Origin of the sequence: Gelidibacter pelagius, from assembly GCF_017581925.1 — a bacterium.
Taxonomy (GTDB): domain Bacteria; phylum Bacteroidota; class Bacteroidia; order Flavobacteriales; family Flavobacteriaceae; genus Gelidibacter; species Gelidibacter pelagius.
The window spans coordinates 1-16,092 of record NZ_JAGEVG010000007.1 but is presented as its reverse complement, the minus strand read 5'-3'; the positions used below and the strand labels follow the sequence as shown (position 1 = coordinate 16,092).

At 38.3% G+C, this 16,092-nt stretch carries 16 protein-coding genes; 5 read left to right on the top strand and 11 right to left on the bottom strand.

Annotated features, from left to right (window positions below; all coding sequences use genetic code 11):
• Positions 1 to 8: 8 nt before the first annotated feature.
• The 6 genes from J4051_RS07135 to J4051_RS07110 all read right to left on the bottom strand — a co-directional run bounded on the left by J4051_RS07135 (position 9) and on the right by J4051_RS07110 (position 6,646).
• The gene (locus tag J4051_RS07135) at positions 9 to 638 is read right to left on the bottom strand and encodes a hypothetical protein (protein ID WP_208233182.1); all 630 of its coding nucleotides are present in this window, start codon (positions 636 to 638) and stop codon (positions 9 to 11) included.
• Positions 639 to 646: 8 nt separating this feature from the next.
• Entirely contained in the window at positions 647 to 1,231 is a 585-nt protein-coding gene (locus tag J4051_RS07130) for an NUDIX domain-containing protein (RefSeq protein WP_208233181.1), read from the bottom strand.
• A 145-nt stretch (positions 1,232 to 1,376) separates the two neighbouring features.
• Positions 1,377 to 3,335 carry an AAA family ATPase gene (locus tag J4051_RS07125; protein WP_208233180.1) on the bottom strand — a complete coding sequence of 653 codons (1,959 nt, stop codon included), beginning with the start codon at positions 3,333 to 3,335 and terminating at the stop codon, positions 1,377 to 1,379.
• Between the two features lie 121 nt (positions 3,336 to 3,456).
• Complete coding sequence (locus tag J4051_RS07120; protein ID WP_317192701.1) at positions 3,457 to 3,753, bottom strand: four helix bundle protein; 297 nt, start codon at positions 3,751 to 3,753, stop codon at positions 3,457 to 3,459.
• Between the two features lie 235 nt (positions 3,754 to 3,988).
• Entirely contained in the window at positions 3,989 to 5,050 is a 1,062-nt protein-coding gene (locus J4051_RS07115) for a hypothetical protein (protein WP_208233179.1), read from the bottom strand.
• Positions 5,051 to 5,296: 246 nt separating this feature from the next.
• On the bottom strand, positions 5,297 to 6,646 hold the full coding sequence (locus J4051_RS07110; protein WP_208233178.1) for a coiled-coil domain-containing protein: 1,350 nt from the start codon (positions 6,644 to 6,646) through the stop codon (positions 5,297 to 5,299).
• 174 nt (positions 6,647 to 6,820) lie between these two features.
• Between J4051_RS07110 and J4051_RS07105 the strand changes: the two genes are divergently transcribed.
• Together J4051_RS07105 and J4051_RS07100 are read left to right on the top strand one after the other, a co-directional pair.
• Positions 6,821 to 7,606, top strand: a complete 786-nt coding sequence (locus J4051_RS07105) for an MBL fold metallo-hydrolase (RefSeq protein ID WP_208233177.1) — start codon at positions 6,821 to 6,823, stop codon at positions 7,604 to 7,606.
• A gap of 127 nt (positions 7,607 to 7,733) precedes the next feature.
• Entirely contained in the window at positions 7,734 to 7,967 is a 234-nt protein-coding gene (locus tag J4051_RS07100) for a hypothetical protein (protein ID WP_208233176.1), read from the top strand.
• A gap of 232 nt (positions 7,968 to 8,199) precedes the next feature.
• On the opposite strand, the gene ettA is transcribed toward J4051_RS07100, so the two are convergent.
• Positions 8,200 to 9,891, bottom strand: a complete 1,692-nt coding sequence (ettA, locus tag J4051_RS07095; RefSeq protein WP_208233175.1) for an energy-dependent translational throttle protein EttA — start codon at positions 9,889 to 9,891, stop codon at positions 8,200 to 8,202.
• Positions 9,892 to 9,980: 89 nt separating this feature from the next.
• Positions 9,981 to 10,157: a CAL67264 family membrane protein gene (locus tag J4051_RS07090; RefSeq protein ID WP_236027304.1), complete on the bottom strand. Its 177-nt coding sequence runs from the start codon at positions 10,155 to 10,157 to the stop codon at positions 9,981 to 9,983.
• 315 nt (positions 10,158 to 10,472) lie between these two features.
• Between J4051_RS07090 and J4051_RS07085 the strand changes: the two genes are divergently transcribed.
• Positions 10,473 to 11,630 (top strand): MFS transporter, encoded by a 1,158-nt coding sequence (locus J4051_RS07085; RefSeq protein WP_208233174.1) that lies wholly within the window; start codon positions 10,473 to 10,475, stop codon positions 11,628 to 11,630.
• 79 nt (positions 11,631 to 11,709) lie between these two features.
• Here the strand turns inward: J4051_RS07085 and J4051_RS07080 are convergent, their stop codons facing one another.
• From J4051_RS07080 to J4051_RS07070, 3 genes are read right to left on the bottom strand one after another with little or no spacing between them, the layout of a single operon-like run.
• A complete protein-coding gene (locus J4051_RS07080) occupies positions 11,710 to 11,994 on the bottom strand; it encodes a GNAT family N-acetyltransferase (protein WP_208233173.1) in 285 nt (94 codons plus the stop codon).
• Between the two features lie 2 nt (positions 11,995 to 11,996).
• Positions 11,997 to 12,527 carry an NADPH-dependent FMN reductase gene (locus tag J4051_RS07075; RefSeq protein ID WP_208233172.1) on the bottom strand — a complete coding sequence of 177 codons (531 nt, stop codon included), beginning with the start codon at positions 12,525 to 12,527 and terminating at the stop codon, positions 11,997 to 11,999.
• Positions 12,520 to 12,885, bottom strand: a complete 366-nt coding sequence (locus J4051_RS07070; protein ID WP_208233171.1) for a DoxX family protein — start codon at positions 12,883 to 12,885, stop codon at positions 12,520 to 12,522. The genes J4051_RS07075 and J4051_RS07070 overlap by 8 nt, the downstream gene beginning before the upstream one ends.
• A gap of 165 nt (positions 12,886 to 13,050) precedes the next feature.
• Between J4051_RS07070 and J4051_RS07065 the strand changes: the two genes are divergently transcribed.
• Together J4051_RS07065 and J4051_RS07060 are read left to right on the top strand one after the other, a co-directional pair.
• The gene (locus tag J4051_RS07065) at positions 13,051 to 14,679 is read left to right on the top strand and encodes an acyl-CoA carboxylase subunit beta (RefSeq protein WP_208233170.1); all 1,629 of its coding nucleotides are present in this window, start codon (positions 13,051 to 13,053) and stop codon (positions 14,677 to 14,679) included.
• On the top strand, positions 14,679 to 15,956 hold the full coding sequence (locus J4051_RS07060; protein WP_208233169.1) for an MFS transporter: 1,278 nt from the start codon (positions 14,679 to 14,681) through the stop codon (positions 15,954 to 15,956). The genes J4051_RS07065 and J4051_RS07060 overlap by 1 nt, the downstream gene beginning before the upstream one ends.
• Positions 15,957 to 16,092 lie beyond the last annotated feature (136 nt).

Below are 16,092 nucleotides of genomic sequence, written 5' to 3'. Positions count from 1 at the left end.
TGGCGGGTTTATTCTTTTAACTTCTTTATCAACTTTATATTTCCATCAATAGGTGCAATCGAAACTTCATCTTTTCCTTTTATAACATAAAACACGTATAGGCTATTCTTACCCAACATTTTTATTTCTTGTTGTTCACCATCCTTAAAAAGTAGAAGATGTGTCAGTTTGAAATCGTCATTTTGAATTCTATCGTTTGTCTTGTTTCCACTTCCGATTGCTAACCCAATAAACAAAGAAAACACAAAAAAACAAATGAACATAAGAGCACCGTTTTTACTTTTAAGTCTTGCAACTCCTTTCTCTAATTTTTCTTTTCTTTTACCCTGTTGATAGCGCTTTTTAGTTCCCAACCAGTGGTAATATTTGGGAATTACTTTCAAGTACCAATACGATAGAAACACTGACACCACCACAGTAAATCCTAATACTAAATTTCCAAACATCACTGAAATTGGACTAATTAGAACATCCAAAATAGAGGAGTAATCCAAAATATTGACTCCTATAAACTTATAATAAATCGTTTCATGGAAAATTCCAAGAATCAATAAAAAGATGTACCCAATTGAAAGGTAATCCTGCAACGCAAGAACCTTATTGGTGTTACTTTCAGTTATTATCTCTCCTTCTGTCATTATGACAATTATTTAAATATATTGTGAATTTGCGCATACTGCAATAAAATAATAGTTTTGGCGTCCTGAATTTCTCCAGATGCCATCATTTCTAAAGCTTTCGAAAATGGCAGCTCCATAACTTCAATTTCCTCATCCTCACTGGCAACACCACCCCCTTCATTGACCTTCATGTCTTCTGAATACGGCGCCACAAACAAATACATCTTTTCGGTTAAGGCGCCAGGTGACATGTACGTTTCCATTATCTTTTTAACGTCTTTAACTTTATATCCAACTTCCTCTTCCACTTCTCTAATTATTGTGGATTCTGGCAAATCATTATCGTCTATGGCTCCAGCACAGATTTCAATGGACATCGCTTCATCTTTATTGGTATGATAAATTGGCATTCGGAATTGTTTAGTCAAAATAATAGTGCCCTTATCAACATTGTATAATAAAATTCCGGTGCCATGCCCACGATCATAACTTTCTCTGGAAACGTGTTTCCATGTGCCATCTTTGAACTGGTAATCATAATTGATCTCCAATAAAGTAGCCCAAGCTTTGGAAAGTGTTTTAATGGCGATGTTTTTTATGTTGTTTGACATTGAAATTTTTCTTGTTCTTGTTTCTTGTTTCTTGTTTTCCTCCTCCGCAAATGCTACCCGCCTCTACAAAAGTTTCGGGCAAGTGGACGGGCAGGCTTGTCTCTAAGTTAGATTATTCTTTAGTCTATTTTCTCTAATCTATTCTCTACTTTTCAAACTTCTTTCGTGCTTCCAATTCAATGTTAAGTTGATTGACTCTTGAATCGACTTGTCGTTTGAAATCGGTGTCAGCAATTGTAGCCACGTTATCCAAATAACGCACGACTTCCTGACGTCTTATTTCAGAAAAATTAAGGCCTTTCATATTGGCGCGCATCAATTCCTGCAGCATGTTGAATTTGGTCTCATAAGGCTGTTTAAAATAGATTTCGGGATTATCAAACCATGAGGGTTCCAAATCAAAATCGGTTAATCGTAATGATATGGCCGATTGTATATTCCGAACATCCCTTGAGGAAAAGAACGGGAAAACTTTTTGAATTTCCTTATATAGATTGGCGTAAAACTGATGTTCATTGGTTTGAAACTGTTTTTCAACCTGATCATAAACAGCATGGACGCGTTCTTCTGATGGCTTGTCGACTGCGCTTAAAATCTCTCCCATATTCTTCGCCAAACCTTGATCTTGGAGATAGTTATAATGATTTGGATCTTTCATGTTTATGAAATCCGGCATCGTTTTCTCCAACTTGCGCCACCATATATGATCTTGATCCAAAAAGTCATGTTCGGTTCTGGCGCCATCGATTTTGAATCGACCTTGCACTCGCGAAATCACAGCTTTATCCAGCATCTCTGGTAAATTAGTGAATAATCCTATGGAACTATTGCCGTAATTCACCGCATAAGCGCCTTCTGTATATCTTAAAAACACTCCAATTACTTCTTTAACACCTGCAGAAACACCTTGTGCAGTTCGTTCTTGCAAGTTGTTTTCAGCATCATCAATTGGTGCGAAAATCAATTTTGATGGATCTTGCATAGGCTTCATCCATTCCACCATTTTTTCGGCAGAACCGCCTTGAAATGTTGAAATCAAAGTATCAGGCATTGGATGGAATAGAAACGGAATCTCCAGATGGTCGCAATGTTCCTTTAATTTTGTGGCGATAGCCGCAATGAGCATACTTTTTCCTGTTCCAGGTATACCGTAGCCCATAAAAACTGGCATAAATCCGCCCAATTCCTGAAACGGATTCTTTTTGGCGGTAAAATCATAACTCAACATACGTTCGGTCAATCGGCGTGCAAAATGTTTGGCATCTTTGTTTCCGACAATCTGCTCAAACTTAATTTTGTTGAATTCTACACTCTTGGCAGCACCGGCAAAAACGTTGTTCCATCCAGAAATCGCAAATTCGGAATGCTCCAACTTGTAAGTTCTGTCCACAATGGTTTCCTGATATTCCAACGTGGCTTTTCGCATTTGGATTTCATCAATCAATGCTTCAAAGAAGACCACTGTGAAATCGGCCACATCCTTATCACTTTTGATAATATCAGGATGTCCCAAATATTTGTCATAATAAAACAAGGTACAGGCCACCCCTTTTAAAGGCGACAAAAACGAAACTTCGGGAATGCCTGCAAATTTTTGCTTCATAACGCTCAAATCGTCAGATGCATAAGGTTTTAGATTGTGCAAAATATTATAGGCCGCTGAAAACAACATGAAGGCTGTTGCAGTATGCATTTTACTTTCATACTCTCTCTTGCCCATGCTGTCCAATGAGGCTTTGCGCTCATTTAAACTGGACAATCCTGAAGCATCATAATAACTGTCCTTGATCCAAATACCTAAGGTCAAACCTTCCTGAACGGCATACAAGGTTTGGTTAAGTAATACTGGAATGGCAATTGAATCGGGAAGCAAACGCTTTTTAAGTTCCAGAATAGTTTTGGACACCGACGTGGTTTCTGCCATATTAGAGCCGTTATTGGCTCTGGAAAGATAAAGAAGAATGGAATCGTCTTTAGCATCTTTATCTTTGTTTTTGGCACGTTGCCCTTGTTCCCATTGGATACTTTTAAGATACGATGCTGCTTCATCACGAAGCATATCGAGGTCATTTTGTTTTATGGGGAATGTTGAGTTTTGTTGCATATTTTTTAGTCCTCAGTTGGCAGTCTTCAGTCTTCAGTCGTGGAGTGCCTTTATTATTTTAATCCAAACTTATCAGGATTGTTAATCATATAGTTTAAGAGTCTTCCGATTTCTTCACTTTTTAGCTGTAGCTTTTCTCTTTTTTATCATCGATGTAATGACAAGCCAAGGCAAAGTCTAACCACAATTGAGTTTCTGAATTTTCACTATCAGCATCTGACAATTTACTTTTAAAATGTTTTTCATATTGACGTTTTCGATAAGCTTCAGCAATTGCAGAACACACAGCTCGACTTGATCTAACCATTTGCGAAGTCAACAAAAATTGCTCAGATTTAGGAAACTCTTTTGTTAGGTGAAAAATATCCATCTCTAAATCAAATCCTTTCTGATATGCCAATAACTTTTTAAAACTCATTTCTGTAATCTTCAGTACTCTGTTTATAAATTAATTTGAAATATTCAGCTAACTGCCGACTGCCAACTGCCGACTGCCGACTGATAACTTACTTCAATTCCCTTACGGGAATTTAATCCGCCTTCCCTTAAATAGGGAAGAAATTTTTCTCCGTTTATTTAAAAAAACTTCCAATTCTTCACAATTAAAAGTCTCGATTCTTGATTCTATAAGCGCAGCGATCTTTATTCTATTTTTAAACTTTACTTATTTTCAAATCTGCTATCTGAATCGGTGGTTTTGCCAACTTATTCATGATTTCCGGCGTTTTACTGTACAATAACTGAATGATGCGATGTGGTGCCAAGACATAACTTTTATGAATGGGGTCATTCCATTTCTGCAAGGTTTGTTTTGAGAAATAGCCACCTTCGCTAAATTCGCTACCTGAGAGTACTTCGTCAACGCTTAAGGAGAGTGCATAGCTTTCCAAAGGCACAACTTTATCTGCAATATTCTTTAAAATAGCATGGGTGATTTGGTTTTCGTCCTTGGCAAATACATTATGGAACGGCCCCAAATCGATGCGTTTGATGTGCTTGGGCTTGATATCCTTCAATTTCCGATCAATACCATAGGCCATGACGTCTAAGTTCATTTCACGATCTGCGGTGTTTTTGAGCACCTCATAGATTTGAGTTTTATTGGCTTCAATATTAGTACCTTCAAAATCAAAGTACATATAACAAACAAAAGGTCGGTTGCAACCTACGTCAAAAAAACTCCAGCTGGTCATAAACTCAGCTGCAGAATCTTCTGGTGCCTTTATGATTTTCCCTTGTACAAAACGATTAAAAATAAATTTCTGTTCCACTGATGTGTAATAGACAATGGAGGCCGCCTGAAACAATCGGCTTTTTTTAATAGGTTCTTTCTTTCGGAGCAAAGTATCTAAAAACTCTTCCTGTAACTCACTCACATCTTTGAGCTTGTTGACATAATTTTCCTTTAATGATAAATCATTGAACAAATAGCGGAATTCCAAATAATTTGGAAAACCAGATTCGGTCAAATCGACTTTCATATTCTCTTCTTCGTCATACATGTACTTGACCCGCATGGCTTCAATAGAATACAATAGCAAATCTGCATATTGTTTAAAAAAAATGAGTTCCTGAGTAGTACACAAGTTTTCACGTTGTGCACTCACAATTAATTCCTTGAGCGCAAAATCGACCATTTTATGATAAAACACATACTGCTCCTTGGAGTCGAGATATGCAGAATCTAATGGTGTTACGATGTGATTGATGGACACTTTTTCTAGTTAAAAATTAATGATGAAAAATTATGAATGATTCCTAATCTAGTTGTTACCTAAACACGCGTTAAGGGTTGCAGCGGCATCCTTTTTTGTTTAGAGGTTGAGCTTGTCGAAATCTTCAAACAAAAAAGATACAGCGGAAAACCTGACCACGCTTTTCGCGTGGGAACGCCATGAACAAAAAAACTCAAAAGACCTGACAGGTTTTGAAAACCTTTCAGGTCAGTCGGCATCTTTTTATCAGGACAATAGATCGTCGCTATTAGTTTCTGGTTTTGGTGCTGCTGCAGGTTTTCCTGCATTGTCATTCCCTGAAGGCTTGGTAGCATCAGCTTTATAGTAATCTTCAAAGATCTCTTTCATGTCGATACCGTAACGCTCAGCGAAATTCTTTTGGATATCGGCATCTTTGGTACGGATTTCCTGTAAAGCTTCAGCGTAACTGCTGTAGACCCCTTGCATCACTTTTTCGTGTACGGGGATATTTTCCATCATTTCCTGACGTGCTTTGGCACTTGCAGTATGCATTGACGCTAAAGTTTCTCCAATATGCTCATCGGTCTTGACCCCCAAATGTTCTAATATAGCTGCAAACTCCTGATCTGTTCGCGCTTTAAGTGCCACGACATAACCATCATAATATTTAAGACGCTCTTCGGTATCGCTCTTTAATTTAGCGCGATGCGTTTGTAAGTTGCTTCGTAAAGATGTCAATACTTTAATGGTCAGGTTGTGTTTATGCACAAAACTATCTTTACTCGCGGCCAAAGTGGTATAGGCATTTTTAAGACCTTCCAATTCTTCTATTTTTTGCTCTAAAGTAGTGACGTTACCTACAGACTGGGCGTAATCTGCCGATTGCTTGTCGACAATCTCGTCCAATTCCTGACGGGCCTGTCTTAACAATGCGTAGTTATCATCGAGCTTTGCTTCTACTTCTTTCTTCTTTTCTAAAGCTCGAGTGTGATTTTTAGTAGCTTCAACAATGGCAATTTGAAGCTTGTCTTCCACCTCTTTAATTTCAACCTCCCTGTTTTTTAAACGGGATACCGCGGCTTGACTTTTAAAAGACAATTCACTTAAAAGGGTTTGTACATCGGCGCTTTCAATGCGCTCCTGGAACATGGCTTTTGCTTTGTTATCTGCACCTGCCCTAACTTTCTCGGCCTCCTTAAACTCTTGCTCTTCTTGTTTGATCTTGCTTTTTCGTCCCCAAAGGTTATTCCACCAGGTATCCGGTTTATTACGTGCATCTTCCAACTCAATACGAGCGCGTTCCAATGCTTTCTGGGCATCGTCAATGACGCGTTGCTCATCAGGATTGAGAGAGGAGAACTTTTCAAAGATAATTCCCACTTCATCCTGATAATCGGTAAGGTCCTTGATGGCATCCAAAAGCGTTGTTCTGTCTTTTTCTGCCATGTGCACCACATCATCGAGCGTGGCGTTCAGGATTTTTTGACGGGACTGCGGATCGTCCTCCTGGGCTAACTTAGATTTCATGGTGTCAATGGCTTTACCCCAATTGACATCCACTTTACCAGTTTTCTCGTTAGAATTGGTTTCTAATAAATCAAAATCATCAGACATAAGTATATTGTTTAAGTGTGTTCAAATAAGTTTAATGAGTAGCAATTTCGTTAAAATAAATCAGTATCAAAATTATTATTCCTTTAATTTATTTGTAGGAATTGTTGCAAAATTGTTACAGAGTTTATAAATAAGTTTTAAAGTCACTATCTTTAAGAGACTAAAATCAGAAAAATGAAACACTCAAGTCTTATAACATCAGTATTTATAGTGCTATTGTTCAACTGCAAAAACAGTACGGAAAAAGTCGTAGAAATAGCCTCAGAGTCGGCGAATGAGTTATTCGAGTCGAATAAACCGGAAGAAATTAAAATCATTCCAATAAGTCATGCTACAATGGTCTTAGCATACGAAGACCAGATCGTTTATGTAGATCCAGTTGGTGGTATTGAAGCATTTTCTGGTCAGGAACAACCAGATTATATTTTGATCACCGATATTCATGGGGATCATTTGGATCCCTCTACTTTAGAACGTATGGCATTGGATTCTACGACGCTCATTGTCCCACAAACAGTGAAAGAACAGTTGCCCGCACTAAAAGCCAAAGAAGTTATCGTTATGAACAATGGCGAAACCTTGGACCTTGACGTCTTCTCTATTGAAGCCATCCCGATGTACAACTTAAGGGAAGAGGCCTTGAAATATCATGAAAAAGGGAGAGGCAATGGATATGTTTTAACGTGGAGCGATCAAAGAGTTTATATATCTGGTGATACGGAAGACATTTCAGAAATGAGGAATCTAAAGAATATTGACATCGCCTTTATTTGTATGAACCTGCCATATACGATGCCCGTTGAGAGTGCAGCAAGTGCAGTACTGGATTTTAAGCCGAAAAACGTATATCCTTATCACTATAGAGGTACTGACGGAATGAGTGATGTTGATAAGTTTAGGTCCATTGTTAATAAATCAAATCCTGACATCGAAATTGTTCAATTAGACTGGTATAAGTAGCGGTTTATCGAGTCTGGATAATGACGAAAAAGAATCCATCCCTGTAACTTTTTTAGTATGACATAGTTACGGAATAAATTAAAAGTGTATATTTGAGCACCCAACCAAATCTAATTAATTTGAAATTATGTTTCCTACCTTATACAAAATTTCCCAATTAGCCGTAGTAAGTACAGAACATCTTACCATAGTCTTACTAATAACCGCTGGCGTATTTTTATTTTTTATTGCTATAGCAGTAATTAAGATGTATAAATTAAAAGCTGAAAACAAGCGATTAACCGATAGTGATGCTTTCAAAGCAGAAGTTGATGAGAGTTATAAGGATTTCACTGACGGTCATTTATATGACAATAACTAGACAATTCCGCAATTATGGTTAATTTCATTACTATCTTAACAACCATTCAAGATCTTAATAAAATGATCAGCGTTTTATCAATAGCAGTTGTTACTTTATTGATCTTATTAGGTTTGAATATTTATAAAGTATATAAGCTTAAAGCAAAATTAAAATCAATTCATAAAAATAAATAATCTTTCACTTAATTAAAAAATGCCGCTCGTTGAGCGGCATTTTTTATTAGCGATTATTAACGAACTAATTTTTTATACTTAAGGCGTTTTGGTGTCAAGTCGCCACCTAGACGTTTCTTCTTGTTTTCTTCGTATTCACTAAAGCTGCCTTCAAAGAAATACACCTGAGAATTGCCTTCAAACGCCAGGATATGTGTACAGATCCTGTCCAAGAACCATCTATCGTGACTGATCACCACGGCACAACCCGCAAAATTTTCAAGACCTTCCTCTAATGCTCTTAGTGTATTGACATCCAGGTCGTTGGTAGGCTCGTCCAAAAGTAATACGTTACCTTCTTCCTTAAGCGTCATGGCCAAGTGCAAACGGTTACGTTCCCCACCAGAAAGGAGTTTAACTTTTTTATTTTGTTCACTTCCTGAGAAGTTAAAGCGACTTAGATAAGCTCGTGAGTTGACTTGTTTTCCACCCATCATGATCAGTTCCTGTTCGTCACTAAAGTTCTGCCATATTGATTTTTCAGGATCAATATTGGAATGTTTTTGATCAACATAAGCCAATTTCGCAGTGTCACCCACTTTAAATTCACCTTTATCCGGAGTTTCCTCACCCATAATCATTTTGAAAATGGTCGTTTTTCCCGCGCCATTCGGGCCGATGACCCCAACAATACCAGCTTGAGGTAAATTGAAATTTAGATCTTCATAAAGTAATTTGTCGTCATAACCTTTACTCACACCGATGGCTTCAATCACATTCGTTCCTAAACGAGGTCCGTTTGGAATGTAGATCTCCAGTTTTTCGTCAAGTTGCTTTTGATCTTGACTCATCAGTTTATCGTAATTGTTCAAACGAGCTTTTTGCTTGGTCTGACGTCCCTTAGCTCCTTGACGTACCCATTCCAACTCACGCTCCAAAGTCTTTTGACGTTTAGAAGCCGTTTTACTTTCTTGAGCCATACGGGTAGATTTTTGCTCCAACCAAGACGAATAGTTTCCTTTCCAAGGAATACCTTCACCTCTATCAAGTTCCAAAATCCAACCAGCAACATTATCCAAGAAATATCTATCGTGGGTTACCGCTATAATCGTTCCTTTATATTGAGACAAATGATGCTCTAACCAATGCACAGATTCCGCATCCAAGTGGTTGGTTGGCTCATCTAACAATAATACATCAGGTTCTTGTAACAAGAGTCGACATAAAGCCACACGACGGCGCTCACCACCGGAAAGCACGCCGATCTTTTTATCGCCATCGGGCGTTCTTAAGGCATCCATAGCGATTTCCAATTTCGTATCGAGCTCCCAAGCATTGGAAGCGTCGATTTTATCCTGTAATTCCGCTTGGCGGTTCATCAACTTTTCCATTTTGTCTGGATCAGAGTAGACTTCTTCCAAACCAAACATATCGTTGATCTTATTGTATTCATCGAGAATAGCCACTGTTTCTGCTGCGCCTTCGCGAACTACTTCCATGACGGTTTTACTGTCATCCAATTGTGGTTCTTGTTCCAAGAAGCCTACTGAATAGTCCTGAAGAAAAGTGACATCGCCCTGGTAGTTTTTATCCAGTCCGGCAATAATTTTTAATAGAGTAGATTTCCCGGAACCGTTAAGGCCCAAAATTCCAATTTTAGCTCCATAAAAGAAGCTTAAATGTATGTTTTTCAACACTGGTGTATCAGCACCTTTAAAAGTCTTAGTAAGACCTCGCATCGAAAAAATTACTTTTTTATCGTCGCTCATTTTTGAAATAAGTTAATAGTTATTATCATATCAAGTAGTTGTGGTAGTCATAAAATTTGAATAACTCTAAACTGACAACTGATTAAACGCTACACTCGTCCTTTTAATGCGTTAAACACCCAGGCGATGGCGAAGAAGCCAATGCCTACTGCTGCAAATCCATAGCCTGCCACATCATCATATCTGAATGCGCCAAGCGCTATAAGTGCAACTCCAACGATGATCATAATTGTTGTGGCCCAAGCCAGTACGGTATTTTTATTCATTGCCATAAATCTTAGTTTTTAAGGGAATTACAAATATCGATTATTTTAACATAAAAACAGCTCTTAAAGTGGGTTTTTAAAAGGATTCCTAAAAACAGGATTGGTTTAAACCTTCGGCAATTCATTCTTCTATCGCATCATGATATTATTGATTTATAATTAAACTATCTACCAAATTTTTAGTTATTTAGCATCCATAAAGTCCTCTTTTTCACAAGTTATCAATTAACTTTTAATTATCATAATTTCGACGACTACTCTGAACCTATGTCTTAATTTTGTCGATTATTTTTTTGAACCGATAAATATCATTTAATGAATAAAGCCTTATTATCATTGGCCATTGGCGGGTTTGGAATTGGATTGACTGAATTTGTAATCATGGGTATTCTACCAGATGTAGCCCTTGCATTTGACATCAGTATTCCCGAAGCAGGACATTTTATTTCGGCTTATGCGTTGGGCGTCGTAGTTGGTGCACCAATATTGACTGGTTTTGGCAGCAAATGGCCTGCAAACAAGGTTTTGTTGGTGCTCATGCTATGGTTTACAGTTTTTAATACACTATCGGCATTTGCTACAGGCTACAATTCGTTTATGGCATTACGTTTTTTATCGGGATTGCCACATGGTGCATTTTTTGGAATCGGTGCAGTAGTTGCCGGCAAATTATCAAAACAAGGAAAAGAGGCCAAAGGGATTGCAATCATGTTCAGCGGATTGACCTTTGCCAATCTTTTAGGCGTTCCATTGGGAACTTATTTAGGCAAAAGCTTTGATTGGAGCGTCTCGTTTTTAATGGTTGGCGTGGTTGGCGTTTTGGCAGTTTTAAGTGTCAAATTCTGGATGCCAGCTCTCAAAAAGTCTTCAGAAAGTAATTTTTTAAAGGAATTTCGAATCTTTAAACGTGCTGAATTGTGGCTCATCATCTTACTGACTACTATTGGTACTGGTGGCTTTTTCGCTTGGTACAGCTATATTTCTCCGTCGATTACCGAAGTTGCTGGGCATTCAGAAAATGTAGTGGCTTACGCAATGGTTTTGGCTGGTTTGGGAATGGTGATAGGGAATTTCGTCGGAGCCAAACTGACGGAGAAATTCGCACCGCTGAACACCGTAACTATTGTGCTCACCTTGATGGTCATCTGTCTTTCGCTCAATGCGTATTTGGCATCCGATAAAACAATGATCTTGGTAATGACCTTTATCATCGGAATGGTATCCTTTGCAATCTCCACACCTATTCAGATGCTCATCATCCAATCGTCAAAAGGATCTGAAACCTTGGGTTCCTCGCTTAATCAAAGTGCTTTTAATATTGGAAATGCGTCAGGCGCTTACTTTGCAGGACTGCCTATTGCGATGGGCTATGGTTACACATCTGCGGATTGGGTAGGTGCAGCAATGGCTGCAACGGGTATCCTTATTGCTTTTGCTATTTATATTTTAAAGAAGCATCAAGCAAGACACTAAACAAGAACTTGGATTTGTAATCCTTTTTTTGATTATAATTGAGGAATCGACCTACAAGTCAATTTAAGAATTCCATCAATTATTTAATAATATCTTGATATTCCGCTTGCCTTTTCTCGAAAATTGCTTTTGCATAAGAACAAGAGGTAATCGCTTTCAGGTTTTTGTTTCTCATAAACCTCACTGCCTCATCAATCAACTCATAGCCTATCCCTTTTCCTTGTAAGGATTTCGCAATTTCGGTGTGGTCAATATCAATGGTATTAGCGTCTTTATAAGAGTAAGTCATTTCTGCTTTTCTTTGTCCATCTATTTCGATATAAAATGAACCTTCTTTTCCGTTATCTGAGTGTTGAATTTCCAAAATTACAGATGTTCTTTTAATAGTTCTACTTTACCTTTAAGTTCGTTGTCTAAATCAGGATTTGTTATTTCACCGTTGGAGAAATTGACCTCAAATGATGGCAATGAAAAGTCTGCTACTACTTGCGCATCATGACGTGGAAAACGTTCTTTCGCCATAGTCAAAACAGAAATTCCGCCTCTACTTCCTGGAGAAGTTGCCATGAGCAACATCGGTTTACCAAAAAACAACTTAGCTTCTGCTCTGGACATCCAGTCAAATAAATTTTTAAACACCGCAGAATAGGCGGCATTATTTTCAGCTAATGACAATACTACTCCATCGGATTGTTTTATATAATTTAAAAAGGACATAGCGTTTTCAGGAATACCATGGCTTTTTTCGTAATGTTTACTGAAGATAGGCAATTCAAAATCATTCAAATCTAAAACGGTTACTTCAGCCTTTTCAATTAATCCTGACGCGTATATGGCGAGTTGTTTGTTAATCGAGTCTTTACTATTACTACCTGCAAATGCTAATATCTTAATCATCCAATGTTGTGATTTTTTTATTAAAAATGTAAGAAACTATTAATAGAACCATCGCGATCAAAGCCGAAATGTGTTCTCCATCACCAATCATATAGTGCGCAAAAAACGCCAAAATAAAGGCAAAAAAGAAAGCAGCGTAAGCCCATTCTTTTATGGTTTTAAAATTCGGGATCCAAAGTGCAACTAATCCCAAAAGCTTTAGGGTGGCATAAGGATAAATAAGGTAAGTTGGGTAACCAAACTCCGTAAACATTTCTGATACTTCATCGTAATTAAAGAAATACATACCGGCAGAGAAAAGCAACAATAATGTCAATAATCCTGTTGATAAGTAATAAATAATTTTATTTGTCTTCATAAGAGTTCTAATATATTTTCCCGCAAATATAGGTTAAAATTTTTTGCGCTCTTAGCATGAGATTTCCTTGATATATTATTAAAAAAATAATTCGTCTTTATCCTTATCTGCTTCTTTTGTATAACTTTTAAAGTTTGTATTTTTACATCAAACTAAAAAACTGCAATGGACCTTAACTTCAACAAAAACGAAGATCACAACAAACTTCAACTCTCTTCTTTACGCCATCGTCTTGCCAAGGTAAAATTGGGTGGCGGACAAAAAAGCATCGACAAACAACATGAGAAAGGTAAAATGACCGCACGTGAGCGTATCAATTATCTGTTGGACCCTAAAGCTAAATCCATTGAGATTGCCGCATTTGCAGGCGAAGACATGTATGAAGAACACGGTGGTTGCCCTTCGGGAGGTGTGGTGATTAAGATGGGCTATGTTAAAGGTGTACAATGCCTGGTGGTGGCCAATGATGCCACAGTAAAAGCTGGAGCCTGGTTCCCGATCACTGCAAAAAAGAATTTAAGAGCCCAAGAAATCGCTATTGAAAACCGATTGCCAATTATTTACTTAGTGGATTCTGCTGGCGTGTTTTTACCATTACAAGACGAAATTTTCCCAGACAAGGAACATTTTGGTCGTATTTTTAGAAACAACGCTATTATGAGCAGTATGGGCATTACCCAGATTTCGGCTGTGATGGGAAGCTGCGTGGCAGGCGGTGCTTATTTGCCTATCATGAGCGATGAAGCCTTAATTGTGGATAAAACCGGAAGTATTTTTCTTGCTGGAAGTTATTTGGTGAAAGCGGCAATTGGAGAAACCATTGACAACGAAACCTTAGGAGGAGCTACAACCCATTGCGAAATTTCCGGCGTCACCGATTATAAGGCCAAAGACGATAAAGATGCTTTGGACACCATCAAAAACATTATAGATAAAATTGGTGATTATGATAAAGCTGGATTTAATCGTGCAAAAGCTATAAAACCTAAAGAAAATCCTGAAGATATCTACGGCATTATTCCAAGAAGTCGTAGCGATCAATACGATATGTATGAAGTCATCAAACGTTTGGTGGACGATTCTGAATTTGACGAATACAAAGCAGGCTACGGGAAAACCATCATCACAGCTTATGCACGTATCGATGGCTGGGCGGTAGGTATTGTGGCAAACCAACGTCAGTTAGTGAAAACTAAATCCGGAGAAATGCAATTTGGCGGCGTGATCTATAACGATTCAGCCGATAAAGCCACCCGCTTTATTGCCAATTGCAATCAGAAAAAAATTCCTTTGGTATTTTTACAGGATGTCACGGGATTTATGGTGGGCAGTAAAAGTGAACACAGTGGCATTATTAAAGATGGTGCAAAAATGGTGAATGCGGTAAGCAATTCTGTAGTTCCAAAATTCACCATTGTCATTGGTAACAGTTACGGTGCGGGAAATTATGCCATGTGTGGAAAAGCCTATGATCCACGATTGATTGTTGCGTGGCCAAGTGCAGAACTGGCCGTCATGAGTGGCAACAGTGCCGCCAAAGTATTGCTCCAAATTGAAACGGCCTCACTTAAAAAGAAAGGTGAAACTATCACAAAGGAAAAAGAGGACGAACTCTTCAAGAAGATCAAGGATCGCTATGATGCCCAAGTCTCACCTTACTATGCTGCGGCAAGAATCTGGACGGATGCCATTATTGATCCATTGGACACAAGAACTTGGATCAGTATGGGAATTGAGGCGGCAAACCATTCACCTATTGAAAAGAAATTTAATATGGGCATTTTGCAGGTGTAATGGACACTTCAAAATCCAAACGGCCGTTTTTTATCATTCTCTTATTAATTTTCGCAGGAGAGGCCATTTTTGTGCTCCCCTTTGTATTGGCACGTATCTTTAGACCTACTTTTTTAGAGGTTTTTAATATTAACAATTTGGAATTGGGAAATTGCTTCTCAGTTTACGGCGTTGTTGCGTTCATATCGTATTTTTTTGGTGGCTCGCTAGCGGACAAATATGCACCCAGAACATTAATGGCAGTGGCATTGTTTATGACAGCCATCGGTGGTTTTTATATGGCCACCTTTCCCTCCTATTTTGCCATGAGACTGCTTTTTGGTTATTACGGATTTACCACAATATTTTTGTTTTGGGCACCCATGATCAAAGCCACCAGAGTTTGGGGCGGACAAGATAAGCAGGGTCTCGCCTTTGGGTTTTTAGATGGCGGGAGAGGACTCGTAGCCGCTGGCTTCGGTTCTCTTGGCGTTTTGGTCTTTTCTTATATGATAACCATTGATGTTTCTGAGGCTTCACTATTGGATCTTCAAGATGCTTTTAAATACGTCATATGGGCGTCTTCAGCGATGATTATCTTTATTGCAATTTTAGTCTACTACTTCCTTAAGCCTTTATCGGTTAACGTTGAGGCATTTCAAAGTCAGAAAAAAATATATACGCTTGAAAATTTTAAATCGGTTTTAAAATACCCAACAGTCTGGCTGATGATGCTCATCATTTTGTGTGCTTATGTAGGCTATAAAACCACGGATATCTTTAGTTTGTACGCCAAAGATGTTTTAGGTTACAACGATATTGGATCCGCAAAGATTGGGACCTACCTCCTCTACATCAGACCTGTAACCGGAATTGCCATCGGACTTTTGGCCGATAGAACCCGTGCATCATTGTGGATCATTATAGGTTTCTTGATCATGATGCTCAGCAGTTTATTTTTTGCTTCAGGCATTATTTCCGACAACACTATTTACTTATTTATCATATCGGTTATTTTCATGGCCATTGGTGTCTATGCCACACGAGTACTTTATTTTGCCATCATGGAGGAAGCCAAATTACCTTTGGCCATTACAGGTACTGCGGTCGGATTTATCTCAGTGGTTGGGTATACACCAGATATCTTTGCAGGACCGATGATAGGAGTGCTATTAGATAACTCACCAGGCGAATTAGGGCATCAACACGTCTTTGCGGTCATGGCTATTTTTTCTCTAATAGGTTTTTGTGCGACATTGGCGTTCTCAATATTAACCAAAAAGAAACTTAGGAGTTAATCATTGTTGTTGAATAAAGAATCAAGACCGCTGCGCTTATAGTCCCGATAGCTCCTTGAATCCGCAAGTCTTCCAAAAAAAATGCCGCAAAACCTTATTGGATAAAGCTTTGCAGCTGTGTAATATTCACTTAAAT

Coding starts and splice junctions, on each gene's coding strand:
- J4051_RS07135 (WP_208233182.1), bottom strand. CDS start 638: ATGACAGAAGGAGAGATAATAACTGAAAGTAACACCAATAAGGTTCTT.
- J4051_RS07130 (WP_208233181.1), bottom strand. CDS start 1,231: ATGTCAAACAACATAAAAAACATCGCCATTAAAACACTTTCCAAAGCT.
- J4051_RS07125 (WP_208233180.1), bottom strand. CDS start 3,335: ATGCAACAAAACTCAACATTCCCCATAAAACAAAATGACCTCGATATG.
- J4051_RS07120 (WP_317192701.1), bottom strand. CDS start 3,753: ATGAGTTTTAAAAAGTTATTGGCATATCAGAAAGGATTTGATTTAGAG.
- J4051_RS07110 (WP_208233178.1), bottom strand. CDS start 6,646: ATGTCTGATGATTTTGATTTATTAGAAACCAATTCTAACGAGAAAACT.
- J4051_RS07105 (WP_208233177.1), top strand. CDS start 6,821: ATGAAACACTCAAGTCTTATAACATCAGTATTTATAGTGCTATTGTTC.
- J4051_RS07100 (WP_208233176.1), top strand. CDS start 7,734: ATGTTTCCTACCTTATACAAAATTTCCCAATTAGCCGTAGTAAGTACA.
- ettA (WP_208233175.1), bottom strand. CDS start 9,891: ATGAGCGACGATAAAAAAGTAATTTTTTCGATGCGAGGTCTTACTAAG.
- J4051_RS07090 (WP_236027304.1), bottom strand. CDS start 10,157: ATGAATAAAAATACCGTACTGGCTTGGGCCACAACAATTATGATCATC.
- J4051_RS07085 (WP_208233174.1), top strand. CDS start 10,473: ATGAATAAAGCCTTATTATCATTGGCCATTGGCGGGTTTGGAATTGGA.
- J4051_RS07075 (WP_208233172.1), bottom strand. CDS start 12,527: ATGATTAAGATATTAGCATTTGCAGGTAGTAATAGTAAAGACTCGATT.
- J4051_RS07070 (WP_208233171.1), bottom strand. CDS start 12,885: ATGAAGACAAATAAAATTATTTATTACTTATCAACAGGATTATTGACA.
- J4051_RS07065 (WP_208233170.1), top strand. CDS start 13,051: ATGGACCTTAACTTCAACAAAAACGAAGATCACAACAAACTTCAACTC.
- J4051_RS07060 (WP_208233169.1), top strand. CDS start 14,679: ATGGACACTTCAAAATCCAAACGGCCGTTTTTTATCATTCTCTTATTA.